Annotated in this window: 19 protein-coding genes and 1 pseudogene; 4 read left to right on the forward strand and 16 right to left on the reverse strand. The window is 70.7% G+C overall.

Annotation, left to right across the window (positions count from 1 at the left end; all coding sequences use genetic code 11):
• Positions 1–366 precede the first annotated feature (366 nt).
• Positions 367–1,410 carry a GDSL-type esterase/lipase family protein gene (locus OG883_RS17865; protein WP_266542012.1) on the forward strand — a complete coding sequence of 348 codons (1,044 nt, stop codon included), beginning with the start codon at positions 367–369 and terminating at the stop codon, positions 1,408–1,410.
• A gap of 28 nt (positions 1,411–1,438) precedes the next feature.
• Positions 1,439–1,843 carry an ATP-binding protein gene (locus OG883_RS17870; protein WP_266542014.1) on the forward strand — a complete coding sequence of 135 codons (405 nt, stop codon included), beginning with the start codon at positions 1,439–1,441 and terminating at the stop codon, positions 1,841–1,843.
• Between the two features lie 47 nt (positions 1,844–1,890).
• Here OG883_RS17870 and OG883_RS17875 read toward each other — a convergent pair whose 3' ends face one another.
• The 6 genes and pseudogenes from OG883_RS17875 to OG883_RS17900 all read right to left on the reverse strand — a co-directional run bounded on the left by OG883_RS17875 (position 1,891) and on the right by OG883_RS17900 (position 9,506).
• Positions 1,891–2,766: an RNA polymerase sigma factor SigF gene (locus OG883_RS17875; RefSeq protein ID WP_266542016.1), complete on the reverse strand. Its 876-nt coding sequence runs from the start codon at positions 2,764–2,766 to the stop codon at positions 1,891–1,893.
• 143 nt (positions 2,767–2,909) lie between these two features.
• Positions 2,910–4,373 (reverse strand): GuaB1 family IMP dehydrogenase-related protein, encoded by a 1,464-nt coding sequence (locus OG883_RS17880; RefSeq protein WP_266549140.1) that lies wholly within the window; start codon positions 4,371–4,373, stop codon positions 2,910–2,912.
• Positions 4,374–4,585: 212 nt separating this feature from the next.
• Positions 4,586–5,629, reverse strand: a complete 1,044-nt coding sequence (locus tag OG883_RS17885) for a sugar-binding transcriptional regulator (RefSeq protein WP_266542018.1) — start codon at positions 5,627–5,629, stop codon at positions 4,586–4,588.
• A 97-nt stretch (positions 5,630–5,726) separates the two neighbouring features.
• Positions 5,727–6,413 carry a ribulose-phosphate 3-epimerase gene (gene rpe / locus OG883_RS17890; protein WP_266542021.1) on the reverse strand — a complete coding sequence of 229 codons (687 nt, stop codon included), beginning with the start codon at positions 6,411–6,413 and terminating at the stop codon, positions 5,727–5,729.
• 493 nt (positions 6,414–6,906) lie between these two features.
• The gene (katG, locus tag OG883_RS17895; RefSeq protein ID WP_266542023.1) at positions 6,907–9,138 is read right to left on the reverse strand and encodes a catalase/peroxidase HPI; all 2,232 of its coding nucleotides are present in this window, start codon (positions 9,136–9,138) and stop codon (positions 6,907–6,909) included.
• Between the two features lie 33 nt (positions 9,139–9,171).
• Positions 9,172–9,506: pseudogene (locus OG883_RS17900) on the reverse strand (transcriptional repressor).
• 223 nt (positions 9,507–9,729) lie between these two features.
• Here OG883_RS17900 and OG883_RS17905 point away from each other — a divergent pair.
• A complete protein-coding gene (locus OG883_RS17905) occupies positions 9,730–10,140 on the forward strand; it encodes a Fur family transcriptional regulator (RefSeq protein ID WP_266542025.1) in 411 nt (136 codons plus the stop codon).
• A gap of 431 nt (positions 10,141–10,571) precedes the next feature.
• Here OG883_RS17905 and OG883_RS17910 read toward each other — a convergent pair whose 3' ends face one another.
• Together OG883_RS17910 and fmt are read right to left on the reverse strand one after the other, a co-directional pair.
• Positions 10,572–12,005, reverse strand: a complete 1,434-nt coding sequence (locus OG883_RS17910) for an RsmB/NOP family class I SAM-dependent RNA methyltransferase (RefSeq protein ID WP_266542028.1) — start codon at positions 12,003–12,005, stop codon at positions 10,572–10,574.
• 83 nt (positions 12,006–12,088) lie between these two features.
• Positions 12,089–13,033, reverse strand: coding sequence for a methionyl-tRNA formyltransferase (gene fmt / locus OG883_RS17915; protein WP_266542031.1), 945 nt, complete (start codon positions 13,031–13,033; stop codon positions 12,089–12,091).
• Positions 13,034–13,284: 251 nt separating this feature from the next.
• Here fmt and OG883_RS17920 point away from each other — a divergent pair, with 251 nt between their 5' ends.
• Complete coding sequence (locus tag OG883_RS17920) at positions 13,285–13,821, forward strand: hypothetical protein (RefSeq protein WP_266542034.1); 537 nt, start codon at positions 13,285–13,287, stop codon at positions 13,819–13,821.
• 310 nt (positions 13,822–14,131) lie between these two features.
• On the opposite strand, the gene OG883_RS17925 is transcribed toward OG883_RS17920, so the two are convergent.
• From OG883_RS17925 to OG883_RS17960, 8 genes are all read right to left on the reverse strand, one after another.
• Complete coding sequence (locus tag OG883_RS17925) at positions 14,132–16,276, reverse strand: primosomal protein N' (protein ID WP_266542037.1); 2,145 nt, start codon at positions 16,274–16,276, stop codon at positions 14,132–14,134.
• 251 nt (positions 16,277–16,527) lie between these two features.
• Complete coding sequence (gene metK / locus OG883_RS17930) at positions 16,528–17,736, reverse strand: methionine adenosyltransferase (protein ID WP_266542038.1); 1,209 nt, start codon at positions 17,734–17,736, stop codon at positions 16,528–16,530.
• Between the two features lie 242 nt (positions 17,737–17,978).
• Positions 17,979–19,181 carry a bifunctional phosphopantothenoylcysteine decarboxylase/phosphopantothenate--cysteine ligase CoaBC gene (gene coaBC, locus OG883_RS17935; RefSeq protein WP_266549148.1) on the reverse strand — a complete coding sequence of 401 codons (1,203 nt, stop codon included), beginning with the start codon at positions 19,179–19,181 and terminating at the stop codon, positions 17,979–17,981.
• 100 nt (positions 19,182–19,281) lie between these two features.
• Positions 19,282–19,554, reverse strand: coding sequence for a DNA-directed RNA polymerase subunit omega (gene rpoZ / locus OG883_RS17940; protein WP_005319902.1), 273 nt, complete (start codon positions 19,552–19,554; stop codon positions 19,282–19,284).
• A 42-nt stretch (positions 19,555–19,596) separates the two neighbouring features.
• Positions 19,597–20,160 carry a guanylate kinase gene (gmk, locus tag OG883_RS17945; protein ID WP_266542040.1) on the reverse strand — a complete coding sequence of 188 codons (564 nt, stop codon included), beginning with the start codon at positions 20,158–20,160 and terminating at the stop codon, positions 19,597–19,599.
• A gap of 38 nt (positions 20,161–20,198) precedes the next feature.
• The gene (locus OG883_RS17950; RefSeq protein ID WP_003956414.1) at positions 20,199–20,522 is read right to left on the reverse strand and encodes an integration host factor; all 324 of its coding nucleotides are present in this window, start codon (positions 20,520–20,522) and stop codon (positions 20,199–20,201) included.
• 289 nt (positions 20,523–20,811) lie between these two features.
• Positions 20,812–21,651 carry an orotidine-5'-phosphate decarboxylase gene (gene pyrF, locus OG883_RS17955; protein WP_266542043.1) on the reverse strand — a complete coding sequence of 280 codons (840 nt, stop codon included), beginning with the start codon at positions 21,649–21,651 and terminating at the stop codon, positions 20,812–20,814.
• The gene (locus OG883_RS17960; protein WP_266542046.1) at positions 21,648–22,757 is read right to left on the reverse strand and encodes a quinone-dependent dihydroorotate dehydrogenase; all 1,110 of its coding nucleotides are present in this window, start codon (positions 22,755–22,757) and stop codon (positions 21,648–21,650) included. The genes pyrF and OG883_RS17960 overlap by 4 nt, the downstream gene beginning before the upstream one ends.
• Between the last annotated feature and the right edge of the window lie 72 nt (positions 22,758–22,829).

A 22,829-nucleotide genomic window follows, 5' to 3' on the forward strand; every position in this document is an offset into this window, starting at 1 on the left:
CCTGGCACGAGTAACGCAATGTTCCTGCAGGTAACCCCTCCGACCTCTCGCGGGCCGGCTCCGTACGGTCTGGGCAGCGGAGGACGATTTCCGCGAAGGCGGCTCACCCTGCCCGCGCCCCCGAGGTCCTCCTCCGTGGACCTGCGCACGGTCCGGACCACGCGCGTCGCGGCGCTGCCGGGCCAGGAGGACTGCGGCGCAATGCCGCCGACGCAACGCCCCGCGGCCGGGTCGCCGAGAGCTCTGGCATCACGTCCGCCTGTATTTCCTGGCCTCACTCATGGCCACGTAGATCACCGGGCAGATGTTGGTGGTGGACGGCTGCCCGGCCGTCACGTTCCCGTAACCGACCGTCGGAGGCCCTCAGTGACCTGGCTCGACCCCGGCCCCTTTCTGCGCGGAGTGGCATGGCTGGACGGCGGGCGTCCGGTGCGCGCGGACCCCGCCGATCTGGCCAGGCTGCCCTGGGACACCGGGGAACGCGCCGCGCTCCCCATCGGCGTACGCCTGGAGTTCACCGCGCGCGCCGCGGAGGCGGTCGAGATCCGCTACCGCGCCTCCGTGCCGGGCCCGACGGACGCGCTGCGGGACCTCGCCCATGGATTCGCACTCTGGCACGGTGACAGCTGCGTGGCCGAGACCTTCACGCAGCCGGCCGCGGAGGCGGTCGTCACGATCCGGCTCCCCCACGGGCTCGAGGGTCCGTTCACCGTCCATCCGCCCGAAGCACAGTCTCCGGTGATCCTGGGACTGCGTGCGCTCGGCGGATCGATCGCACCCGCGGCGCCGCGCCCGCGCTGGGTCGTCCACGGCGACTCCATCACCGAGGGCTGGTGGTCCACCCGACCCGCCCACTCCTGGCCCGCCGTCGCCGGGCGCACCCTCGGCCTGGACACCGTGAACCTGGGGTACGCGGGCGCGGCCCGGGGCGAGCCGGCCATCGCGGAACAGCTCTCCACCCTCCCCGCGGATCTGATCACCCTGGCCTTCGGTACCAACTGCTGGTCCGGCACACCCTGTTCGGCCACGCTTCTCTACGAGACGACGCGCACGTTCGTCGAGCTCGTACGCCAAGGGCACCCGGACACCCCGATCCTGCTGGTCTCCCCCGTACTGCGCCCCGACGCCGAACGGAGTCCGAACCGTCTTGGCGCGACGCTCGCCGAGCTGCGTACGGCGATGGAGGAGGCCGTCCGCGACCGCAGGGGCGGCGAGTCCGGCAACGGGTCCGGCGACAAGCGGCTCGTGCTGCTGCCGGGCCGCGATCTGCTCCACCCCGGGCAGCTGGCCGACGGCCTGCACCCCAACGACGAGGGACATGCCGCACTCGCGGCCGCAGTGGCCGCATCCGTGCGGAGGGAGGGTCTCGTCGGCCCAGCCGTCCGAGACGTAAGGTGCACGGGTTCATAGATGGCCGAGAACTGGGTATGCGAGCGGTGTGAACGCAGAACCGCATGTGGTGATCGAGGAATCACCGCACAGGGACAGCGCGGGGGCCCGACGGGCCACCGCGGAGTTTCTGCTGCAGCACTGCCCCTGGGCCGATCTGGACGCGGTGCTGCTGGTCGTCTCCGAGCTGGTCACCAATGCGGTCCGGCACACCACCGGCTGGTGGCGACTGCATCTGACGGCGGGACAGGACACCCTGGTGGTGGAGATGGACGACTCCAGCCCGTTGCCTCCCGTGCCGCGCGAGCCCGACTTCATGGGCGGCGGCGGTTTCGGCTGGCACATGGTGCTGCGGCTCGCGGGCCGGGTCGAGGTCTGCCCCCTGCCGTACGGCAAGCGCGTGCAGGCGACCTGGATGCGGCCGGTGCAGGTACTGGCACCGGCCGCCTGCTGACACCCGCCGCCTCGAGGGCGGGTGTCACTCGACCACGAGCAGGAGTGTCACTCCACTACGAGCAGGCCCTCGCGCAGCCGCGCGGTGATACGGCTCAGCAGCCGTGACACATGCATCTGGGAGACGCCCAGCTCCACGCCGATCTCCGACTGGGTCATCTCCTCGCCGAAGCGCATCTGCAGGATCTTCCTGTCCCGCTCGCCGAGTTCCTCGATGAGCGGCTTGAGCGCCTGAACATTCTCGGCGGTCTCCAGATCGGCGTCGGGCGCGCCCAGCCGGTCGGACAGCGGCACCGGCGCGTGGTCGGAGGCGTCGTCCATGGGCATGTCGATCGAGCCGGCCGTATAGCCGTTGCTGGCGACGACGCCCTCGATGACCTCTTCCTCGTCGATCCCGAGGTACTCGGCGAGTTCGGCCGTGGTCGGCGCGCCGTCCAGCCGCTGGGAGAGTTCGTCGACCGCCTTCGCCAGATCGATCCTCAACTCCTGCAGCCGGCGCGGCACATGCACTGCCCAGCTCGTGTCGCGGAAGAACCGCTTGATCTCGCCGACGATGTACGGAACGGCGAACGTCGCGAACTCCACCTCGCGGCTCAGCTCGAACCGGTCGATCGCCTTGATCAGCCCGATGGTGCCGACCTGGACGATGTCCTCCATCTGCTCGGCCCGGTTGCGGAACCGGCCGGCCGCGTACTTGACCAGCGCCAGATTGAGTTCGATGAGCGTGTTCCGCACGTACTGGTGCTCGTGCGTTCCCTCGTCGAGCGAGGCAAGCCGTACGAAGAAGACTTTCGAGATCTCTCGGGCATCCTTGGGGGCCACCTCCCCCGGATTCCCGACGAACGGAAGATCCAGTTCCGCCGTGTTCGGCCTCTGTGTTCCAGGCTGTGTGAGTTCGGTCGCGACCGTGCTCGCCGTGGACACGTCGTCCTCCCCTGCTCTGTGGTCAGTGCAGGGCGCGTATACCCCGGCTCTCGCCACACATGCCTGTGCAGGCCGGTTGGCGAGAAAGAACGCATCCGGCCCCCGCAGGAATCGCGGGGGCCGGGCGCGGAGTGCTGTGGTGACTAACTCCAGCTGGCGTGCAGCGGCTTGCCCTCGGCGTAACCGGCGGCACTCTGCACACCGACGATCGCCTTCTCGGCGAACTCGTCGAGGGTGTTCGCACCGGCGTACGTGCAGGAGGAGCGGACGCCCGCGATGATCGAGTCGATCAGGTCCTCGACGCCCGGCCGGGCCGGGTCGAGGAACATGCGCGAGGTGGAGATGCCCTCCTCGAACAGCGCCTTGCGGGCCCGGTCGTACGCCGACTCCTCGCTCGTACGGTTGCGGACGGCACGCGCGGACGCCATGCCGAACGACTCCTTGTACAGACGGCCGTCGGGGGCCTGCTGAAGGTCGCCCGGGGACTCGTACGTACCGGCGAACCAGGAGCCGACCATGACGTTGGAGGCACCGGCGGCGAGCGCCATGGCGACGTCGCGCGGGTGGCGCACACCACCGTCCGCCCAGACGTGCTTGCCGTGCTTCTTCGCCTCGGCCGCGCATTCCAGAACGGCCGAGAACTGCGGCCGTCCCACGCCGGTCATCATGCGGGTGGTGCACATGGCGCCGGGGCCCACACCGACCTTGATGATGTCCGCGCCGGCCTCGATGAGATCGCGTACACCCTCGGCGGCGACGATGTTGCCCGCGACGACCGGAACGTTCGGGTCAAGACCCCGAACGGCCTTGACCGCGCTGATCATCGACTCCTGGTGGCCATGGGCGGTGTCGACGACCAGGGTGTCGACACCCGCGTCGAGCAGCTGCTTGGCCTTGCCCGCAACATCGCCGTTGATGCCGACGGCGGCGGCGATGCGCAGCCTGCCGAGAGAGTCGACGGCCGGGGTGTAGAGGGTCGCGCGCAGCGCGCCCTTGCGGGTGAGGACACCGGCCAGCCGGCCGTCGGTGTCGACCGCGGGGGCGTACCGGCGGTTGGCTCCGTCGAGCTTGTTGAACGCCTCGCGCGGGTCGATGTCCGCGTCGAGCAGCAGCAGGTCCGTGGACATGACCTCGGACAGCTGGGTGAAGCGGTCGACGCCGGCCAGGTCGTGCTCGGTGACGATACCGACCGGCTTCTGGTCGCCGTCCACGACGACGCCCGCGCCGTGTGCCCGCTTGTGCAGCAGCGACAGCGCGTCGGCGACGGTCTGGTGGGGGGCGAGCACGATCGGGGTGTCCAGCACATGGTGACGCGTCTTGACCCACGAGATGACGTCGGTGACGACGTCGATCGGAATGTCCTGGGGGATGACGACGAGGCCACCGCGGCGGGCGAGGGTTTCGGCCATCCGACGGCCGGCGATGGCGGTCATGTTCGCGACGACCAGCGGGATGGTGGTGCCGGTGCCGTCGGGGGAGGAAAGATCCACGCCCTGGCGGGAACCCACTGCCGAGCGGCTCGGCACCATGAACACATCGTCGTACGTCAGGTCGTACGGCGGCTTCAGGTCATTGAGGAAACGCACGTGCTGAACATCCCAGTCGATCGGAGTTGGCCCCCGGGCATTTCAGCCGGGGAAATCGCACGTACTTCATTCTCCCATGCCGGTACCAATGTGTTGCCTGGGAGAAAACTCCAGCTCACGGGTGTGCCGTCGAGCGGATCCTCCAAACGATCAGGCCACCCTGCCGGTCGGCCACGACGCACCGGTCGGCCCTGACCTCCGGGACGCCTGTGCGGCTCAGTCGTCCGTGCGGCTCAGTCGTCCGGGTCGGCCCGCTCGAGGGCGGGCCGGGGGCCCGGTGCCGCCGACAGCAGCTGGTCCGCCGCCGCCGTGTCCGTCACCAGGCTGGTGACCAGACCGGAGCGCAGTACGGCCGCGATCGCCTCCGCCTTGCGCTGACCGCCGGCGATGGCCACCACTTCGGGGATACGGCGCAGCCGGTCGGCCTCGACCGTGATGCACCGTTCGCCGAGGTCACGGCCGACCCGCCGGCCGTCGGTGTCGAAGAGGTGCGCGGACATCTCGGCGGCGACACCGAGCGAGGCGTAGTGCGCGCGCTCCTCGTCGCTGAGCATGTCGTGCACGGTCGAGATCCCCGGCTCCCAGGAGCCGATGGAGACAGCCGCGACGGTGACCTTGTCGAAGTACTCGAAGGCGCGGGCGATGCCGGTCTGGTTGCGCAGCGCGGCGGCGGTCGCCGGGTCGGGCAGCAGCATCGGGGCGTAGATCGGGTGGGCCTCGCCGCCGGAGACCTGGGCGGCGCGCCGTACCGCCTCGACGGAGCCGCGCTCGGCCGTCCCGGCGTCGTACACGCCCGTGAGCTGGACAACCGTGCAGGGCGGCAGCCGGTCCAGCGCGGCAGCCATGTGGATGGTGGACCGGCCCCAGGCCAGGCCCAGCACATCGCCTTCGTTCACCAGCTCGCCGAGCAGGTCGGCGGCCACCTCGCCCAGGTTCTCCGGGTCGGGGGACTCGTCCGCGGCCTCGGCGGGGGACTCGACGACGACCGCGTGCCGCAGGCCGTAGCGTGCCCGGAGCGCGTCGGAGCGCTCGGCGTCCAGCTCTGCAGGGACGCGGATCTCGATCCGTACGAGATCACGCTCGAGGGCCGTCTCCAGAACCCGCGCGACCTTGAAGCGGCTGACGCCGAACTCCTCCGCGATCTGGATCTTGGATTTGCCCTCGAGGTAGAAGCGACGGGCCATGGCCGCCGCCTGCACCAGCTCCGCGGGTCCCATCCGCAGGGCAGACCGTCCCGACGGCCTAGCAGACACCGCGTTCTCCTCACTGCTGTACACACACTCCGGATCCGCCATCCTGTCAGATCCAGCGGTCCTTGATCAGCCCTGATGGGCCAACAACGGTTGAACAAGCGCAGCGCGCCGAGCCCGTGGCTCAGTGACTGCACGCCCAGGCAGCGGAAGCGGTCGCCTCGGTCGCCTGGTTGCGGAGCATCCTTACCGCCGCGGCCGGGTCGTCCGCCGAGTACACCGCAGAACCGGCGACAAAGACATCGGCACCGGCTTCGGCACATCGTTCGATGGTGGAGACCGAGACTCCGCCGTCAACCTGCAGCCAGAGCTCCAGGCCGTGCTTGGAGATCAGCTCACGGGTGCGGCGGATCTTCGGCAGCATGATGTCGAGGAACGCCTGGCCGCCGAAGCCCGGCTCCACGGTCATGATCAGCAGCATGTCGAGCTCGGGGAGCAGGTCCTCGTACGGCTCGATGGGGGTGGCGGGCTTGAGTGCCATCGAGGCGCGGGCGCCCTTGGCGCGGATCTCGCGCGCCAGCCGCACGGGTGCGGCCGCCGCCTCGACATGGAAGGTGACGGATCCGGCCCCCGCCTCGACGTACTGCGGAGCCCACCGATCGGGGTCCTCGATCATCAGATGGCAGTCCAGCGGGGTGTCCGTCGCCCGGCTGAGCGATTCCACGACCGGCACGCCCAGGGTGAGGTTGGGCACGAAGTGGTTGTCCATCACGTCGACATGGAGCCAGTCGGCGCCGTCGACGGCCTTCGCCTCCTCCGCCAGGCGAGAGAAGTCTGCGGAGAGGATGCTGGGACTGATCTGAACGGCCATGGGCCAAGCCTGCCATGTTCCGCGGCTCTTCCCCTCCCCGGTACGTCCCTCGGTACGGACCAGAGACCCTCGGGATCCGTACACTCCGCACGATCCCGGCAATTCGGCCCACCATGAGGGGCTCGCATGAGGGGCTGTTGGGGGCGCCATGGCGGGCGCAGGAGCTTCATCGACCGCTACGCCGAGGCGTGGCGCATCTCGTCTGCGGGCGGCGCAGCACGTGCATCGTGGTCGTGCTGTGGCTGGTAGTGACGGTGCTCGCCTTGCCGCCGGCCTCCGGGCTCACCGACACCCAGGACGCTTAGCGATGCCCGGACAGTGACGCGGCCTCGTGGCTGCCCGGCAGCGCCACCTGATCTGTCTCACCATCCTGGTCGGTCTCTCGGGGATTTCGGCAGCGAGCCGCTCGGTCTTCGGCGGCTCACGGGGCCGGCATCTTCCACGGACCGAGGACGTCCGGGTCGGCCGGCGCGGGCCGACCCGGACGTCATGATCAGACGAGGTCGAACCGGTCGAGGTTCATCACCTTGACCCACGCCGCGACGAAGTCGTTCACGAACTTCCCCTTCGCGTCATCGCTCGCGTAGACCTCCGCGAGCGCGCGCAGCTCGGAGTTCGACCCGAAGACGAGGTCGGCACGGCTGCCGGTCCACTTGACCTCGCCCGTGGCGGCGTCGCGACCCTCGAACGTGTTCGCGTCCTCGGACGTCGCCTTCCACGTCGTGCCCAGGTCGAGCAGGTTGACGAAGAAGTCGTTGGTCAGGGACCCAGGGGTCGTGGTGAACGCACCGAGCGGCGACTGCTGGTGGTTCGCGCCCAGCACGCGGAGGCCGCCGACGAGAACCGTCAGCTCGGGGGCGCTCAGGGTCAGCAGGTTCGCCCGGTCGAGCAGCAGGTACTCGGCCGGCAGCCGGTTGCCCTTCCCGAGGTAGTTGCGGAACCCGTCGGCGGTCGGCTCGAGCGCGGCGAACGAGTCCACGTCGGTCTGCTCCTGCGACGCGTCCGCGCGACCCGGCGTGAAGGGGACCTCGACGTGGGAACCGGCGTCCTTGGCGGCCTGCTCGACGGCCGCACCACCGGCGAGCACGATCAGGTCGGCGAGCGAGATCTGCTTGCCGCCGGTCTGGGCGGCGTTGAAGGCCTGCTGGATCCCCTCCAGGGTGCGCAGCACCGTCGCCAGCTGGTCGGGGTCGTTGACCTCCCACCCGCTCTGCGGCTGGAGGCGGATGCGCGCACCGTTGGCGCCGCCGCGCTTGTCGCTGCCGCGGAAGGACGAGGCCGACGCCCACGCGGTGGACACGAGCTGGGACACCGACAGGTCCGAGGCGAGGATCCGGCTCTTGAGGGAGGCGATGTCCTCGGCGTCGACAAGCTCGTGCGTCACGGCGGGGAGGGGGTCCTGCCACAGCAGCGTCTCGGTCGGCACCTCAGGGCCGAGGTAGCGCACGATCGGGCCCATGTCACGGTGGGTCAGCTTGAACCACGCGCGGGCGAAGGCGTCCGCGAACTCGTCGGGGTTCTCGAGGAAGCGCCGCGAGATCTGCTCGTAGGCCGGGTCGAACCGGAGCGAGAGGTCGGTCGTCAGCATCGTCGGGGCGTGGCTCTTCGACGCGTCGTGGGCGTCGGGGACAATACCCGCCCCGGCGCCGCCCTTCGGCCTCCACTGGTGCGCGCCGGCGGGGCTCTTGAACTGCTCCCACTCGTAGCCGAACAGGATCTCGAAGAAGGTGTTGTCCCACGCGATCGGGGTGTTCGTCCAGATACCCTCGAGACCGCTGGTGATCGTGTCGCCACCCTTGCCGGTGCCGTAGGCGTTCTTCCAGCCGAGGCCCTGCTCCTCGATCGAGGCGGCCTCGGGGTCGGCGCCCACACTGTCCGCAGGGCCCGCACCGTGGGTCTTGCCGAAGGTGTGACCGCCCGCGATCAGGGCGACCGTCTCCTCGTCGTTCATCGCCATCCGGCGGAATGTCTCACGGATGTCGCGGGCCGCGGCGAGCGGGTCCGGGTTGCCGTTCGGGCCCTCCGGGTTGACGTAGATGAGGCCCATCTGGACCGCGCCGAGGGGGTTCTCCAGCTCCCGGTCGCCCGTGTAACGCTCGTCGCCGAGCCAGGTGGTCTCGGGACCCCAGTAGACGTCCTCGTCGGGCTCCCAGACGTCCGCACGACCGCCGCCGAAGCCGAAGGTCTCGAAGCCCATCGACTCCAGGGCGACATTACCGGCGAGGATCATGAGGTCGGCCCACGAGAGGCTCTGGCCGTACTTCTTCTTGACCGGCCACAGCAGGCGGCGGGCCTTGTCGAGGTTCCCGTTGTCCGGCCAGCTGTTGAGGGGAGCGAAGCGCTGCTGGCCTGCCCCGCCGCCGCCGCGGCCGTCGCTGATCCGGTAGGTGCCCGCGCTGTGCCACGCCATCCGGATCATGAACGGGCCGTAGTGGCCGAAGTCGGCGGGCCACCACTCCTGCGAGGTCGTCAGCACCTCCGCGATGTCCTGCTTCACTGCCGGGAGTTCGAGGGTCTTGAACGCCTCCGCGTAGTCGAACTCCTCGCCGAGGGGGTTGGCCACGGTGGGGTTCTTGGCGAGGATCTTCAGATTGAGCCGCTCCGGCCACCACTGGCGGTTTCCGCCGCCCTGAGTCGGGTGCGTGGCGCGCCCGTGCGCGACCGGGCAGCCACCTGCGCCCTCCGTTTTCGCGTCTGTGACGATTGCATCATGGTTCTCAGACATGGGAATCCTTCCGGACTGGGCGGATCGCATTGCTCAGGAACTGTGGGCGGTGGAGCAGCCGGGGCACGGACCCCAGCAGGTGACCTCGGCCTCGTCGATCGAGAAGCCGTGGTCCTCGGACGCGGTCAGCCAGGGGGCTCGCCGGCCGCGCAGTCGACGTCAGCGACCACACGACGCCTTCCTTCGAACCGGGCCGGGCTGCCGGCCAGTTGGATGCGGCGTACGAGTCCCGCCACCGTGAGCGCGTGAAGGGCCTCACACGACGTGCAGGAAGACATGCGATCGCGCACGCCGGAGCCGATTGCCTCGACGCCGAGGTGGTCACCGTCCCTGACGGTCCCGCGAAGCGCGGCGCGGGCGGCCGTCACCCGCAGGTCGGCACCGCGAGCTCCTCGGTGATGGTCCCGGCACGTCTCTGTCTCCTGCCGCACTGGAGTCTTCCTGTCCCTTGGCTATTGCCGGAACCGATCCTACGATGGACAGAGTCCAAGTCAATAAGCACGCCAAGCCCGCATCCAAGAGGAACCCGGACGTCCACCGGCCGGCTTCGGGTACGCCACCGAGCCCGAATACCTGAACAGGTGAACCGATATGAGTGACCTGCTGGAGCGACTGCGAAGGCGTGGCTGGCGGATGACCTCCCAGCGGCGTGTCGTTGCGGAGGTCCTCGACGGCGACCACGTGCATCTCACGGCCGACGAGGTGCACGCCCGCGCGGCACAGCGGCTGCCCGAGATCTCCCGCGCGACCGTCTACAACGCCCTGGGCGAGCTGGTCTCCCTCGGTGAGGTCACAGAGGTCTCCACCAACGGCCGCGCCAAGCGCTACGACCCCAACGCACACCACCCGCACCAGCACCTGGTGTGCTCCCACTGCGGCACCATCCGCGATGTCCACCCGACCGGCAGTCCGCTGGACGACCTCCCGGCGGAGGAAAGGTTCGGCTTCACGGTGTCCGAGGTCGAGATCACCTACCACGGGCTGTGCCCGACCTGCGCCTGAAGCGTGTTGCAGAAAGCTGCGATCTGCCCGGTTCACGTGTATGCGTGGGGTGTTGAGGACCGGGCCGGGGTGGGGTGAGACGCTCACCGTGCTGCTGCGGACGGGACAGTCCGAGCGGCTGCCGAAGGTGGTGCGGGAACGGGGCCGAGCGGGGCGGGGCGGGGCAGTCTCATCGAGACCGACTCAACGCCAGCAGACGTGCGCCCCGCTGGCACTACGGGGCGCGGTGAACCGACGACCGCAAGCCGCCGGCCTCGCTCCGAAGTTCACGCTGACACGCCATGCCCGTACGCACCGACCCCAAGAACTCCGCGAGTGAGACCGTGTACGCGCGTTCGTCTCCTGCCGGTGGCCCATGGGTCGGACAGGGGCCACCAGGAATGAGAAAGGGTCATTCATCCCAGAACCCACACCGCCGTCGGCTCAGCGCCCTAGGCGGTGCGCCGCAGCAGCGCCAGGTACATCGCGTCCGTGCCGTGCAGATGCGGCCACAGCTGGACGTCGGGCCCGTCGCCCAGCGCGGGAACGCCCGGCATCAGCGGCCTGGCGTCCACCCACTCGGCCTCGGCGGCCGGGCCGGCGCGCCCCTTGAGCACGTCCTCGACGACCACCCGGGTCTCGGCGAGATGCGGCGAACACGTCGCGTACCCCACTACTCCCCCGATCCGTACGGCCTGCAACGCCTCGCGCAGCAGGGCGCGTTGCAGCGGCGCAAAGCCCTCCAGGTCCTCGGGGCGCCGCCGCCACCGGGCCTCCGGACGCCGCCTGAGCGCGCCGAGCCCCGTGCACGGGACGTCGACGAGTACGCGGTCGAAGGAGCCGGGACGCCAGGGCGGACGGGTGCCGTCGGCGGCGATGACCTGGTACGGGCCGGGGTTGCCGGCCAGTGCCCGCTCGACCAGCCGCGCACGGTGCGGCTGCTTCTCGGAGGCCAGCAGCGACGCCCCCCGCCCCGCGGCGAGCGCGGCCAGCAGCGCGGCCTTGCCGCCGGGACCCGCGCACCCGTCGAGCCAGCGCCCGTCGGTCCCTTCCAGCGGTGCGTTGGCCAGGGCGATGGCGACGAGCTGGCTGCCCTCGTCCTGGACTCCGGCCCGGCCGTCCCGTACGGCCTCGATGGCACCGGGCTCGCCGCCCTCGGCCAGCCGCACGGCATACGGCGACCAGCGCCCCGGCAGCCCGGACTCCTCGCCGAGCATGTCGAACAGCTCATCGGTCGTGGAGCGGCCGGGCCGGGCGACCAGCGTCACCTCGGGCCGTTCGTTGTCGGCCTCCAGCAGGTCCTCGATCCCGGCGCGCCCGCCGCCCAGCGAGTCCCACAGGGCGGAGACCACCCAGCGCGGATGCGAATGCACCACGGCCAGATGGTCCTCGGCGTCCTCGTCGTAGGGCGGTGCGACGCGCTCCAGCCAGCTGTCGAGGTCGTGCTGCGCGATCTTCCGCAGTACGGCGTTGACGAACCTCGCCCGCCCGTCGCCGAGCACCACCCGCGCCAGCTCCACACTCGCCGACACCGCGGCATGCGTCGGGATCCGGGTCCCGAGCAGCTGGTGCGCGCCGAGCGCGAGCACATCGAGCACCGGTGGGTCGACCTCGCGCAGCGGCCGGTCGATGCACGCCGCGATGATGGCGTCGTACGTCCCCTGGCGGCGCAGCGTTCCGTACACCAGCTCGGTGGCGAGCGCCGCGTCCCGCCCGTCGAAGTCGTCCTTCTCCCGGGCCTTCTTCAACAGCGGCGGCAGCACGAGATTCGCGTACGCGTCCCGCTCGTCGACTGCTCGCAGCGCCTCGAAGGCGAGGATCCGTACGGGATCCTTCTTGGGGCGGCGGTACGGCTTCGGGGTACGGGGACGTGCCTGCTCGTTCAAAGGTGCTCCGCTTTGCTGTGTCATTCCGAGGAGCGCTGCGCCCGACAGCTGCCTCGGCGCCTCGGTGAAAAGGTCGAACTCCCTCAGCCTACGTCGGCGGCGCCCACAGCCTCGCCCGGGGCGATCCGCACCCCGCGCGCCCAGTCCGCGGCGCGCATCGGCTTCTTGCCCTGCGGCTGGACCCAGAGCAGCTCGACGGCGTGCGATCCCGTACCGACGTACACGTTGTTCTTTCCCGCGGCGAGCTCACCGGGCGCCAGGCCCGTGCGGTCCGGCACCAGCGCCGTCTGGATCAGCTTGAGCCGCTCTCCGCGGAACACCGTCCACGCGCCGGGCGCGGGCGTGCAGCCGCGGACGACGCGGTCGACGCGCAGCGCCGGAGACTTCCAGTCCGCATGGGCGTCCTCGACGGTGATCTTCGGCGCGAGCGTGATGCCCTCGGCCGGCTGCGGAACGGCCTGCAGCGTCCCGTCCTCGATGCCGTCCATGGTCGCGGCGAGCAGTCCGGAGCCGGCGAAGGCAAGCCGGGTGAGCAGGTCACCGCTGGTGTCGGTGGGCCGTACGTTCTCGGTGATCACACCGTAGACCGGGCCCGAGTCGAGCCCTTCCTCGATCAGGAAGGTGGACGCGCCCGTCATCTCGTCTCCCGACAGGATGGCGTGCTGGACGGGTGCGGCGCCGCGCCAGGCGGGCAGCAGCGAGAAGTGCAGATTGACCCAGCCGCGGGCGGGGACGTCCAGGGCCACCTTGGGCAGCAGCGCACCGTAGGCGACGACCGGGCAGCAGTCGGGGCCGATCTCGCGCAGCCGCGCCAGGAACTCCTCGTCCCGCGGCTTGACCGGCTTGAGCACCTCGATCCCGGCCTCTTCGGCTCGCCGGGCGACCGGACTGGCCACCAGATGGCGGCCGCGTCCGGCGGGAGCGTCCGGCCGGGTGACGACGGCGGCCACCTCGTGGCGGTCGGAGGCGATCAGTGCGTCCAGGGCGGGTACGGCGACCTCGGGGGTGCCTGCGAAGACGAGCTTCATCGGTGGCTGACTGCCTCTCAGGCTGGTGCGTGCTGGTAGCTGCCGGCCCGTACGGTGACGGGCAGCGCACCAGTCTATGGGCCCTGACGGCAGGGGGCGTACGGAAGACCGTGCGCCCCGCGCGTATGCCCATACGCCCCCGCAGCGTGACCACATCGCCCGGTTGAGCGTTGGTCAAGAGAGATTGACCGAAGCGGGCCGCCCGTGATGCGGCCCGACCCCTTTTCAACGCCGGTTCGAGAGGCTTGTCAATGGCCGACCACGCAACCCACGACGCCCAAGCCCGGGCAAGCCTGCACCTGTTGGTGCGGGACATCGAGCGGGTCCGCCGGCAGGTGGACGCTCTGCGCACACTCACCGCCCAGCTGGGCAATGTCTACCGCCCGCGCCGCTCAGGCCCGTCCACGGGCTTCGTCGTCTACGGCAGGGCCCCGGCCCCGACCGTCCGTCTTGCGCAGGAGTTGCGGGACAGCGTCGAGACACTGGTGACGGCGGCGGTGGACTTCGACCGTTCGCTGGGCTTCTCGTGGGACGCGGTGGGCTCGGCGCTCGGGGTCACCAAGCAGGCGGTGCACCGCCGTTACGGCGCGCGCCGGGCCACGCAGCAGCCCGGGACGGCCGAGGTGGACCATGACACGGAGGCGACGACGACCCGCACCCTGCCGGTCGGCCCCGGGTTGCCTGCCGTCCCCGCGGCCCGCACGATGCCGCCCCAGCCGACAGCGATCAGCCAGTCCCTCCGCGAGGAGGCCCGCCCGAGTGCCTTCCCCGGCCCGCGCAACGGCTGACCTCCCCTGGCTGCCCCTGCCCGACCCGGGCGGGGGCAGCCCCTTGCTGTGCGCGGCTCGGGTCTCCCCCGAGGTGCGGCGGGCAGGCGAGGGCACAGCCCGCGGGAGCCGGCCGGTCCCGCACACCTGCCGCCCGGGCGGGCGGACTCGCCTCAGAGACGTCGCGGCGTCGTCCGAGGGCCGTTCCCCTCTCGTCGTCCCAGCGCCGTTCCCACCGCATCGCCCGAGCCCCCCGTTCCCACCGCATCGCCCGAGCGCCCGCTCCGTACCACGGCGACCATCCGGCCCCGGTCACCGACTCCCGGCCCCGTCAGCCGATGTCCGGCGGGTCGATCCTGATGCGTACCGGGTCTGCTCCACCGCGCGCCAGCCGGGCCGCCTGTGCCGATTTCAGTGCCGCGGCGAGCGCCGCCCCGCTGCCCGGTGGCACCCGCAGCAGCGCCCGTTCCCACACCTCGCCCACCGGGGGGTCACCGGGTCTGCGGGGTCTGCCCGGGTCGGTGACCGGGAGCGGCACCGGGCCGAGCACCTCCGCGTCGCCCGGCAGTCCGGCGCCCGCCACGAACGCCGCGATCGCCTCCGCCCTGCCCGTCACCGCCGCCATCCGCGACACCGGCGGGAAACCCAGCTCGGCCCGCTCCGCCAGCTCGCGCTGTGCGTGCCCGACCGGGTCCCAGCGCACCAGCGCCTGGACGGGCCGCTGGGTCGGCTCGGCGACGATCACCACCGTGCCGCCCTCGCTCTGCCCCCGCACCAGCGAGGCGGCGTCCATCCAGCGTCGTAGCGCCTCCTCGCCGGCCCGCAGGTCCGGCCGCCCCAGCATCGCCCAGCCGTCGAGCAGCAGCGCGGCCGCGTACCCGCCCTCCGCGACGGGCTCCGCGCCCGGCGTGCTCACCACCAGCGCGGGCCGCCCCGGCACACTGTCCAGCACATGGTCCCGGCCCGAGGTCCGGACCTGGACCGCAGGGAAGGCACGCCCCAGCTCCTCCGCCGTACGGCGCGCCCCCACGATCCGGGCGCGCAGCCGCGTACTCCCGCACGCGTCGCAGTGCCAGCCCGGCGCTCCGCTCCCGCACCAGCCGCACCGCAGATCGCGCTCGTCCGGCGCCTCCAACGGTCCGGCACAGTGCCGGCACCGGGCGGGCGTACGGCACCGTTCGCAGGCGAGCCTGGGCACATAGCCGCGCCGGGGCACCTGCACCAGCACGGGCCCGGTCTTCAGCCCGTCCCGTACGGCCTGCCAGGCCAGGCTCGGCAGCCGCGCCGCGCGCGCCGCCTCGTCCCTGGCCAGCTCTGCGTCCCCGACGGTACGCACGAGGGGCGCGGCACTGCGCACCTGCTCGCGGTCGGCGATCAGCGGCAGCGCCCACCCGCTCTCCACGAGCTGGGCCGCCTCCACCGTGCAGCTCGTACTGCCCAGCAGGAAACCGCACGTGTCGTGCGTGGCCCGCAGCTCGAGCACCTCCCGCACATGCGGGAACGGCGCGTTCTCATCGCTGTGGCTCGAGTCGCCGTCGTCCCAGATCGCGACGAGTCCGAGATCCTGCACGGGAGCGAACATCGCGGCACGGGTCCCGACAACGGCCCGCACCGATCCCCGTCTCACCGCCAGCCACTGGCGGTACCGCTTCTCGGGGCCGGACTCGGCGGTCAGCACGGCGTGCCGCCCCTCCCCCAGCAGCGCGGTGAGCGCGGCGTCGACCCGCGCCGCGCGCCGCCCGTCGGGCACGACCACCAGCGCGCCCCGCCCGGAGGCGAGTGTCGCCGCGACGGCCCGCGCCAGCTCGTCGGGCCAGTGCGGCCCGGGCAGCGCCGTCCATACGGCCCGGGGCGCGCCCCCGCCCGCAAGCGCCTCCAGGAACGCCGCTCCGCGGCCGTACCGCCCCCAGCTCCCCGCTTCGGGTGCGGCGGGCGGAGGCAGCGGCTCGGGCGACGGTTTGGACTCGGCCCGTCCGTTCCTCGGCGGTACGGCGAGCTGCAGCACGTCCGCCAGGCTTCCCGCGTAACGATCGGCGACCGCGCGGGCGAGAGCGAGCATCTCCGGGCTGAGGACCGGCTCGGGCGAGACGACATAGGCGAGTGCGGCAAGCGCGCCCCCGTAGTCCGTCTCGGCACGCCGCTCGATCAGAAAGCCGTCGATCAGCCCGCCGCCCTCACGCCGCCCGTCGCGCACCCGGTGCCCCCCGGCGCCGAACCGCACCCGCACCCGCACCCCGGGCTGCGCGTCCGCGTCCAGCTCCTCCGGTACGGCGTAGTCGAAGTACTGGTCGAGATGGAGTACGCCCTTGTTGACCATGACCCGCGCAACGGGCAGCTCCTTGGCCAGCGCGGCCCCGCGCCATGTGCGCGGCTTGGCCTTGGGCACCTTGGCCTTCCGGACGGTCTCCCGGATGAGAGCAAGCTGCTCCGGCCCACCGGCGGCAGGCTCTTCGGGCTGCTCGTTGTCGCTGCTCACAGCCAAATTCCTACCAGACACCACTGACAGAGCGGCGCGCCCGAGATCACACCGGCTGCGGATCGCTCACGCCCCGAGGGGCGCGTCCGCCCCGGACCACTCGGCCACACCGGTCTCCGGACCACTGGACCACTGGACCACCGGACCGGCGGCAGCCCGGGGCCGTATGGCCCCGGCCCGCCACGGAGTCGGTCCGGCACACACGGCGGCCCCGGACCGAACCGGTCCGGGGCCGTCGAGGCGAACGTGACTTACAGGCCCGCGGCCTTGCGCAGGGCTTCCACGCGGTCGGTGCGCTCCCAGGTGAAGTCCGGCAGCTCGCGGCCGAAGTGGCCGTACGCAGCCGTCTGCGCGTAGATCGGGCGCAGCAGGTCGAGGTCGCGGATGATCGCGGCCGGACGCAGGTCGAAGACCTCCGCGATGGCCTGCTCGATCTTGTCGACCTCCAGCGTGGCGGTGCCGAAGGTCTCCACGAAGAGTCCGACCGGCTCGGCCTTGCCGATGGCGTACGCGACCTGGACCTCGCAGCGCGAGGCCAGACCGGCCGCCACCACGTTCTTGGCGACCCAGCGCATGGCGTAGGCGGCCGAGCGGTCGACCTTGGACGGGTCCTTGCCCGAGAACGCGCCACCACCGTGGCGGGCCATGCCCCCGTACGTGTCAATAATGATCTTGCGGCCGGTCAGGCCGGCGTCACCCATCGGGCCGCCGATCTCGAAACGACCGGTCGGGTTGACCAGCAGCCGGTAGCCATCGGTGTCCAGCTTGATGCCGTCCTCGATCAGCTGCTTCAGCACGTGCTCGACAACGAACTCACGGATGTCTGGAGCCAGCAGCGAGTCCAGGTCGATGTCGGACGCGTGCTGCGAGGAGACGACCACAGTGTCCAGACGGACCGCCTTGTCACCGTCGTACTCGATGGTGACCTGCGTCTTGCCGTCCGGACGCAGATACGGGATGGTCCCGTTCTTGCGGACCTCCGACAGACGGCGGGAGAGCCGGTGCGCCAGGTGGATCGGCAGCGGCATCAACTCGGGCGTCTCGTCACAGGCATAACCGAACATCAGGCCCTGGTCGCCCGCGCCCTGCTTGTCGAGCTCGTCCTCGTCGCCCTCGACACGCTTCTCGTACGCGGTGTCGACACCCTGTGCGATGTCCGGCGACTGCGCGCCGATGGAGACCGAGACGCCGCAGGACGCGCCGTCGAAGCCCTTCTTCGAGGAGTCGTAGCCGATCTCGAGGATCTTGTTGCGCACGAGGTTGGGGATGTCGGCGTACGCCTTGGTCGTCACCTCGCCGGCGACATGCACCAGACCGGTGGTGATCAACGTCTCCACGGCGACCCGGGAGGTCGGGTCCTCCCGCAGAAGCGCATCGAGAATCGTGTCGCTGATCTGGTCAGCGATCTTGTCGGGGTGACCCTCGGTCACGGACTCCGAGGTGAAGAGACGGCGGGACACATCGCTCCCTGGGGTTGCAGCGGCTGCTGGCTGATCATTGGCGGACCGGCCGGGGGCTGCGCCCCGCGACGTTCCACGGCCAGTTTATCGGTCGTGTTCCACCGTGGGACAACCCGTCTCGCTCCATGGAAGTCGCGTGACCTGTGGTCCAACGGCAAAGGATACGACGATACGGCTCGATCCTGAGCAAATTCACCGGATTTGCTCCAGATTCGCCCGTCCGCTCCGGCGACACCAAGAATTCATCCGAGCCGTGGGACGACCAGATCCCAGACCGTGTCCGCGAGGGATTCCTTGGGGCCGTACGGCACCGGCGTCTCGCTGCCGTCCGTCGCGAGTACGACGGCTTCGTTCTCCTCGGAGCCGAAAGTCTTGCGCTCCCCCACCTCGTTGACCACGAGGAGGTCGCAGCCCTTGCGGCGCAGCTTGTCACGGCCGTTGGCGAGGACGTCGTCGGTCTCCGCGGCGAAGCCGACGATCACCTGGGCCGGGCGGGACCGCTCGGTGGAGATCTCGGCGAGGATGTCCGGGTTACGGACCAGCACGATCGGAGCGGGCTCCTGGCCGTCCTTCTTCTTGATCTTTCCGGCGGCGTACGCGGCGGGGCGGAAGTCCGCGACGGCCGCGGCCATCACCACCGCGTCGGCGTCCGCCGCGGCCTTGAGCACGGCCTCGCGCAGCTGGACCGCCGTACCGACGTGCACCACGTCGACGCCCGCCGGGTCCGGGATCCCGGTGTTGGCCTCGATGAGCGTGACCCGGGCGCCGCGGGCCGCGGCGGTACGGGCCAGGGCGTACCCCTGCTTGCCGGAGGAACGGTTGCCCAGGTATCGGACCGGGTCGAGCGGCTCACGGGTGCCGCCGGCGCTGACGACCACATACCGGCCCGCGAGGTCCGGGGTGGCTGTGCCGCGGGCGAGCACGCGGCGGCAGACCTCGAAGATCTCGCCCGGCTCCGGCAGCCGGCCCTTGCCGGTGTCGACGCCGGTCAGCCGCCCGATCGCGGGCTCGATGACGACGGCTCCGCGGCGGCGCAGCGTCGCGACGTTCTCCTGGGTGGCGGGGTGCTCCCACATCTCGGTGTGCATCGCGGGTGCAAAGACCACCGGACAGCGGGCGGTCAGCAGCGTATTGGTGAGCAGGTCGTCGGCCAGGCCGTGGGCCGCCTTGGCGAGCATGTCGGCGGTGGCGGGGGCGACCACGACCAGGTCGGCGTGCTGCCCGATCCGTACGTGCGGGACGTCGTGGACATCGGACCAGACCTCGGTCGAGACGGGGTGGCCGGAGAGCGCCGACCAGGTCGCCTCGCCGACGAAGTGCAGCGCCGAGGCGGTCGGCACGACCTGCACGTCATGGCCCGACTCCGTCAGCCTCCGCAGCAGCTCGCACGCCTTGTACGCGGCGATGCCCCCGCTGACACCCAGAACGACCTTCGGCTTGTCCAGTGACACTGCTGCGTCTCCCCGCACTCGGATGCGTACTCCCCCATGACACACCACAGGCCCGGCGGATGTGCCGCCGGGCCTGTGGTGAAGAGCGTAGAACCTACTGAGCCGGGCCCTCGATGGCCTCCGAGGTCAGCAGACCCGCGTTGATCTCACGCAGGGCGATCGAGAGCGGCTTCTCGTGGACGTGGGTGTCCACCAGCGGACCGACGTACTCGAGCAGGCCCTCACCGAGCTGCGAGTAGTACGCGTTGATCTGGCGCGCGCGCTTGGCCGCGTAGATCACGAGGCTGTACTTCGAGTCAGTAGCCTCGAGCAGCTCGTCGATCGGCGGGTTGATGATGCCCTCGGGCGCAGTGATGGAGGAGGACACGCTTAGCCTTCCGAAGAACTTGCAAAAAGATCGGACAAAAGATCAGACAACTTCCATCAAGGCTAGCAGCTCACGCGCCACGTCCTCGACGGAGGTGTTGACCAGGGTGGTATCGAACTCGGACTCGGCGGCCAGCTCGACCTTGGCGACCGCCAGCCGGCGTTCGATGACCTCGGCGGACTCGGTGCCGCGCCCGGTGAGACGACGGACCAGTTCCTCCCAGCTCGGCGGGGCCAGAAAGACCAGCTGCGACTCCGGCATCGACTCCTTGACCTGCCGGGCGCCCTGGAGATCGATCTCCAGCAGTACGGGCTCGCCCGCCTCCAGGCGGTCGAGGACCGCACGGCGTGGTGTGCCGTAGCGGTTGCCCGCGAACTCGGCCCACTCCAGCAGCTCGCCATTGGCGATCAGCTTGTCGAACTCCTCGTCGGTGACGAAGAAATACTGAACGCCGTGGCGCTCGCCGGGGCGCGGCTTTCGTGTGGTGGCCGACACCGAGAGCCATACCTCGGGGTGGACCTTGCGCATATGGGCGACGACCGTGCTCTTGCCGACCCCAGAAGGGCCGGAGAGCACGGTCAGCCGCGGACGTACCTCTGCTGCCATGCAGCGATTATCCAGCTTCTCGGGAGTGCCCGAGAACGTCAGGCGGGGCCGCCGCCGAACTCGCGCTCAAGAGAGGCGATCTGGTTGGAGCCGAGACCGCGCACTCGGCGGCTCTCGGAGATGCCGAGCCGCTCCATGATCTGCTTGGCGCGGACCTTGCCCACGCCCGGCAGGGACTCGAGCAGAGCGGAGACCTTCATCTTGCCGATGACGTCGTTCTCCTGGCCCTGCTTGATGACCTCATGGAGCGAGGCGCCGGAGTGCTTGAGTCGATTCTTGACCTCGGCCCGCTCCCGGCGAGCCGCGGCGGCCTTTTCGAGCGCGGCTGCGCGCTGTTCAGGGGTAAGGGGCGGAAGAGCCACGCCTACGTCACCTCGGATGTCGAACTGTCGGATACGGACCGGTGAGGAACCTAGTCGCCCCACACCAGGCGAGCAACGAACAACACAGTGCGCGTTCGCTCTTCGACGGAGACTAGCGGCCATGGCCGCTCCAGTCAGCGAGAACAGACTAAAAGTCCTGGTCAGCATCGACCGACCGGGACATTTCCGGCAAAAAGACCGGGATTTCGGCCAAGATTGTGTCAAGGGACCCGGTCGGCGTGGCCGACGGCACGTTCCGGGTGCGTACATCGGAGGTCTGTGGCGGGCACTACGCCCCCGAGACCGCCTCGCGCACCTCGGCCGCGAACCGCTCCGCCGACTCGCGCAGCGCGGCCACGTCCGGGCCGTGCCGCAGCACTCCCCGGCTGACACTCGGGACGACATTGCCGACGGCCGCGCCGAAGACGCCCGGCAGATCCGCCGGGGTCGCGCCCTGGGCGCCGATGCCCGGGGCCAGCAGGGGGCCGTTGATGTCGAGATTCACCCCCGCGTCGCCGAGCGTCGCGCCCACGACCGCGCCGACCGGGCCGAGCGGCTCGGCGCCGGCGTTCTCCGCGGCCATGTGGTCGAGCATCAGCTGGGCCAGCGAACGCCCGTCCGCGGCCGTGGCGCGCTGCACCTCGGCGCCCTCCGGGTTGGAGGTGAGGGCGAGGACGAAGACACCGCAGCCGTTGATCACGGCCGCGTCCAGCGCCGGGCGCAGTGAGCCGAAGCCCAGGTACGGCGAGACCGTGACGGCGTCCGAGAAGAGCGGCGAGTCCTTGTGGAGGTAGGTCGCGGCGTACGCGCCCATCGTGGAGCCGATGTCGCCGCGCTTGGCGTCCATCAGGACCAGCGCACCGGCGGCGCGCGCCTCCTCGACGGCCTTCTCCAGCACGGCGATGCCGCGCGAGCCGAAGCGCTCGAAGAACGCCGACTGCGGCTTGAGGACGGCGACCCGGTCTGCCAGCGCCTCCACGGCCGTACGCGTGAAGCGTTCCAGGCCCGCGACGTCGTCGTTCAGACCCCACGCGTGCAGCAGCGAGGCGTGCGGGTCGATGCCGACGCAGAGCGGCCCGCGGGTGTCCATGGCGTGGCGCAGGCGTGCGCCGAAGGGTTCGGGACTCACTGGGTCACCTTCCTGGTCTCGGCGCCGACAGCCTCGGCGAGGGTGGCGTACGGGCTGGCCTTCAGACGTGCGGCCAGGCCCTTGTGGACAGCCCGGCCCCAGAAGGGGCCCTCGTAGATGAACGCGCTGTAGCCCTGGACGAGCGTCGCGCCCGCGAGGATGCGCTGCCAGGCGTCCTCGGCGTTCTCGATACCGCCGACCCCCACCAGAGTGATCCGGTCGCCCACGCGCGCGTACAGGCGGCGCAGGACCTCCAGTGAGCGCTCCTTGACGGGCGCGCCCGACAGGCCGCCCGTCTCCTTCACCAGCGCCGGGTCCGACTTCAGGCCCAGGCCGTCCCGGGCGATGGTGGTGTTGGTGGCGATGATGCCGTCCAGGCCCAGCTCGAGGGCGAGGTCGGCGACGGCGTCGACGTCCTCGTCGGCGAGGTCCGGTGCGATCTTGACCAGGAGGGGGACGCGGCGGTCCGTGACGCTCCGGTCGGCCGCCTCGCGTACGGCCGTCAGAAGCGGGCGCAGGGACTCGGTGGCCTGGAGGTTGCGCAGGCCGGGGGTGTTCGGGGAGGAGACATTGACCACGAGGTAGTCGGCGTGGCGCGCCAGGCGCTCCGTCGAGGTCACGTAGTCGCCCACCGCCTCGGCCTCCGGGACGACCTTCGTCTTGCCGATGTTGACACCGACGGTCGTCCGGAAAACGGCCCTGCGGGCCCCCAGACGCTCCGCCACGGCCGCCGAGCCCTCGTTGTTGAACCCCATGCGGTTGATCAGCGCACGGTCCGGTACGAGCCTGAAGAGCCGCTTCTTGGGGTTGCCCGGCTGCGGCTGTGCGGTGACGGTGCCGATCTCGATGTGGTCGAAGCCGAGCATCGACATGCCGTCGATGGCGACGGCGTTCTTGTCGAAGCCTGCGGCGAGGCCGAAGGGGCCGTGCATCCGCAGGCCCAGCGCCTCGGTCCGCAGCTCCTGGTGGCGGGGCGCGAGGACGGCGGCGACGAAGGTCCGCAGCACCGGGATGCGGGCGGCGAGGCGGATCCAGCGGAAGGCCAGATAGTGGGCCTGCTCCGGGTCCATCCGCTTGAAGACCAGGTTGAAGAAGAGTTTGTACATGGGTGCTTTCCTCGGGCAGCTCATCGGACGGCTCACGCAGAGGGGGACACCGGTTTCGGTGTCCCCCTCCTG

Source organism: Streptomyces sp. NBC_01142, assembly GCF_026341125.1.
Lineage (GTDB): Bacteria > Actinomycetota > Actinomycetes > Streptomycetales > Streptomycetaceae > Streptomyces.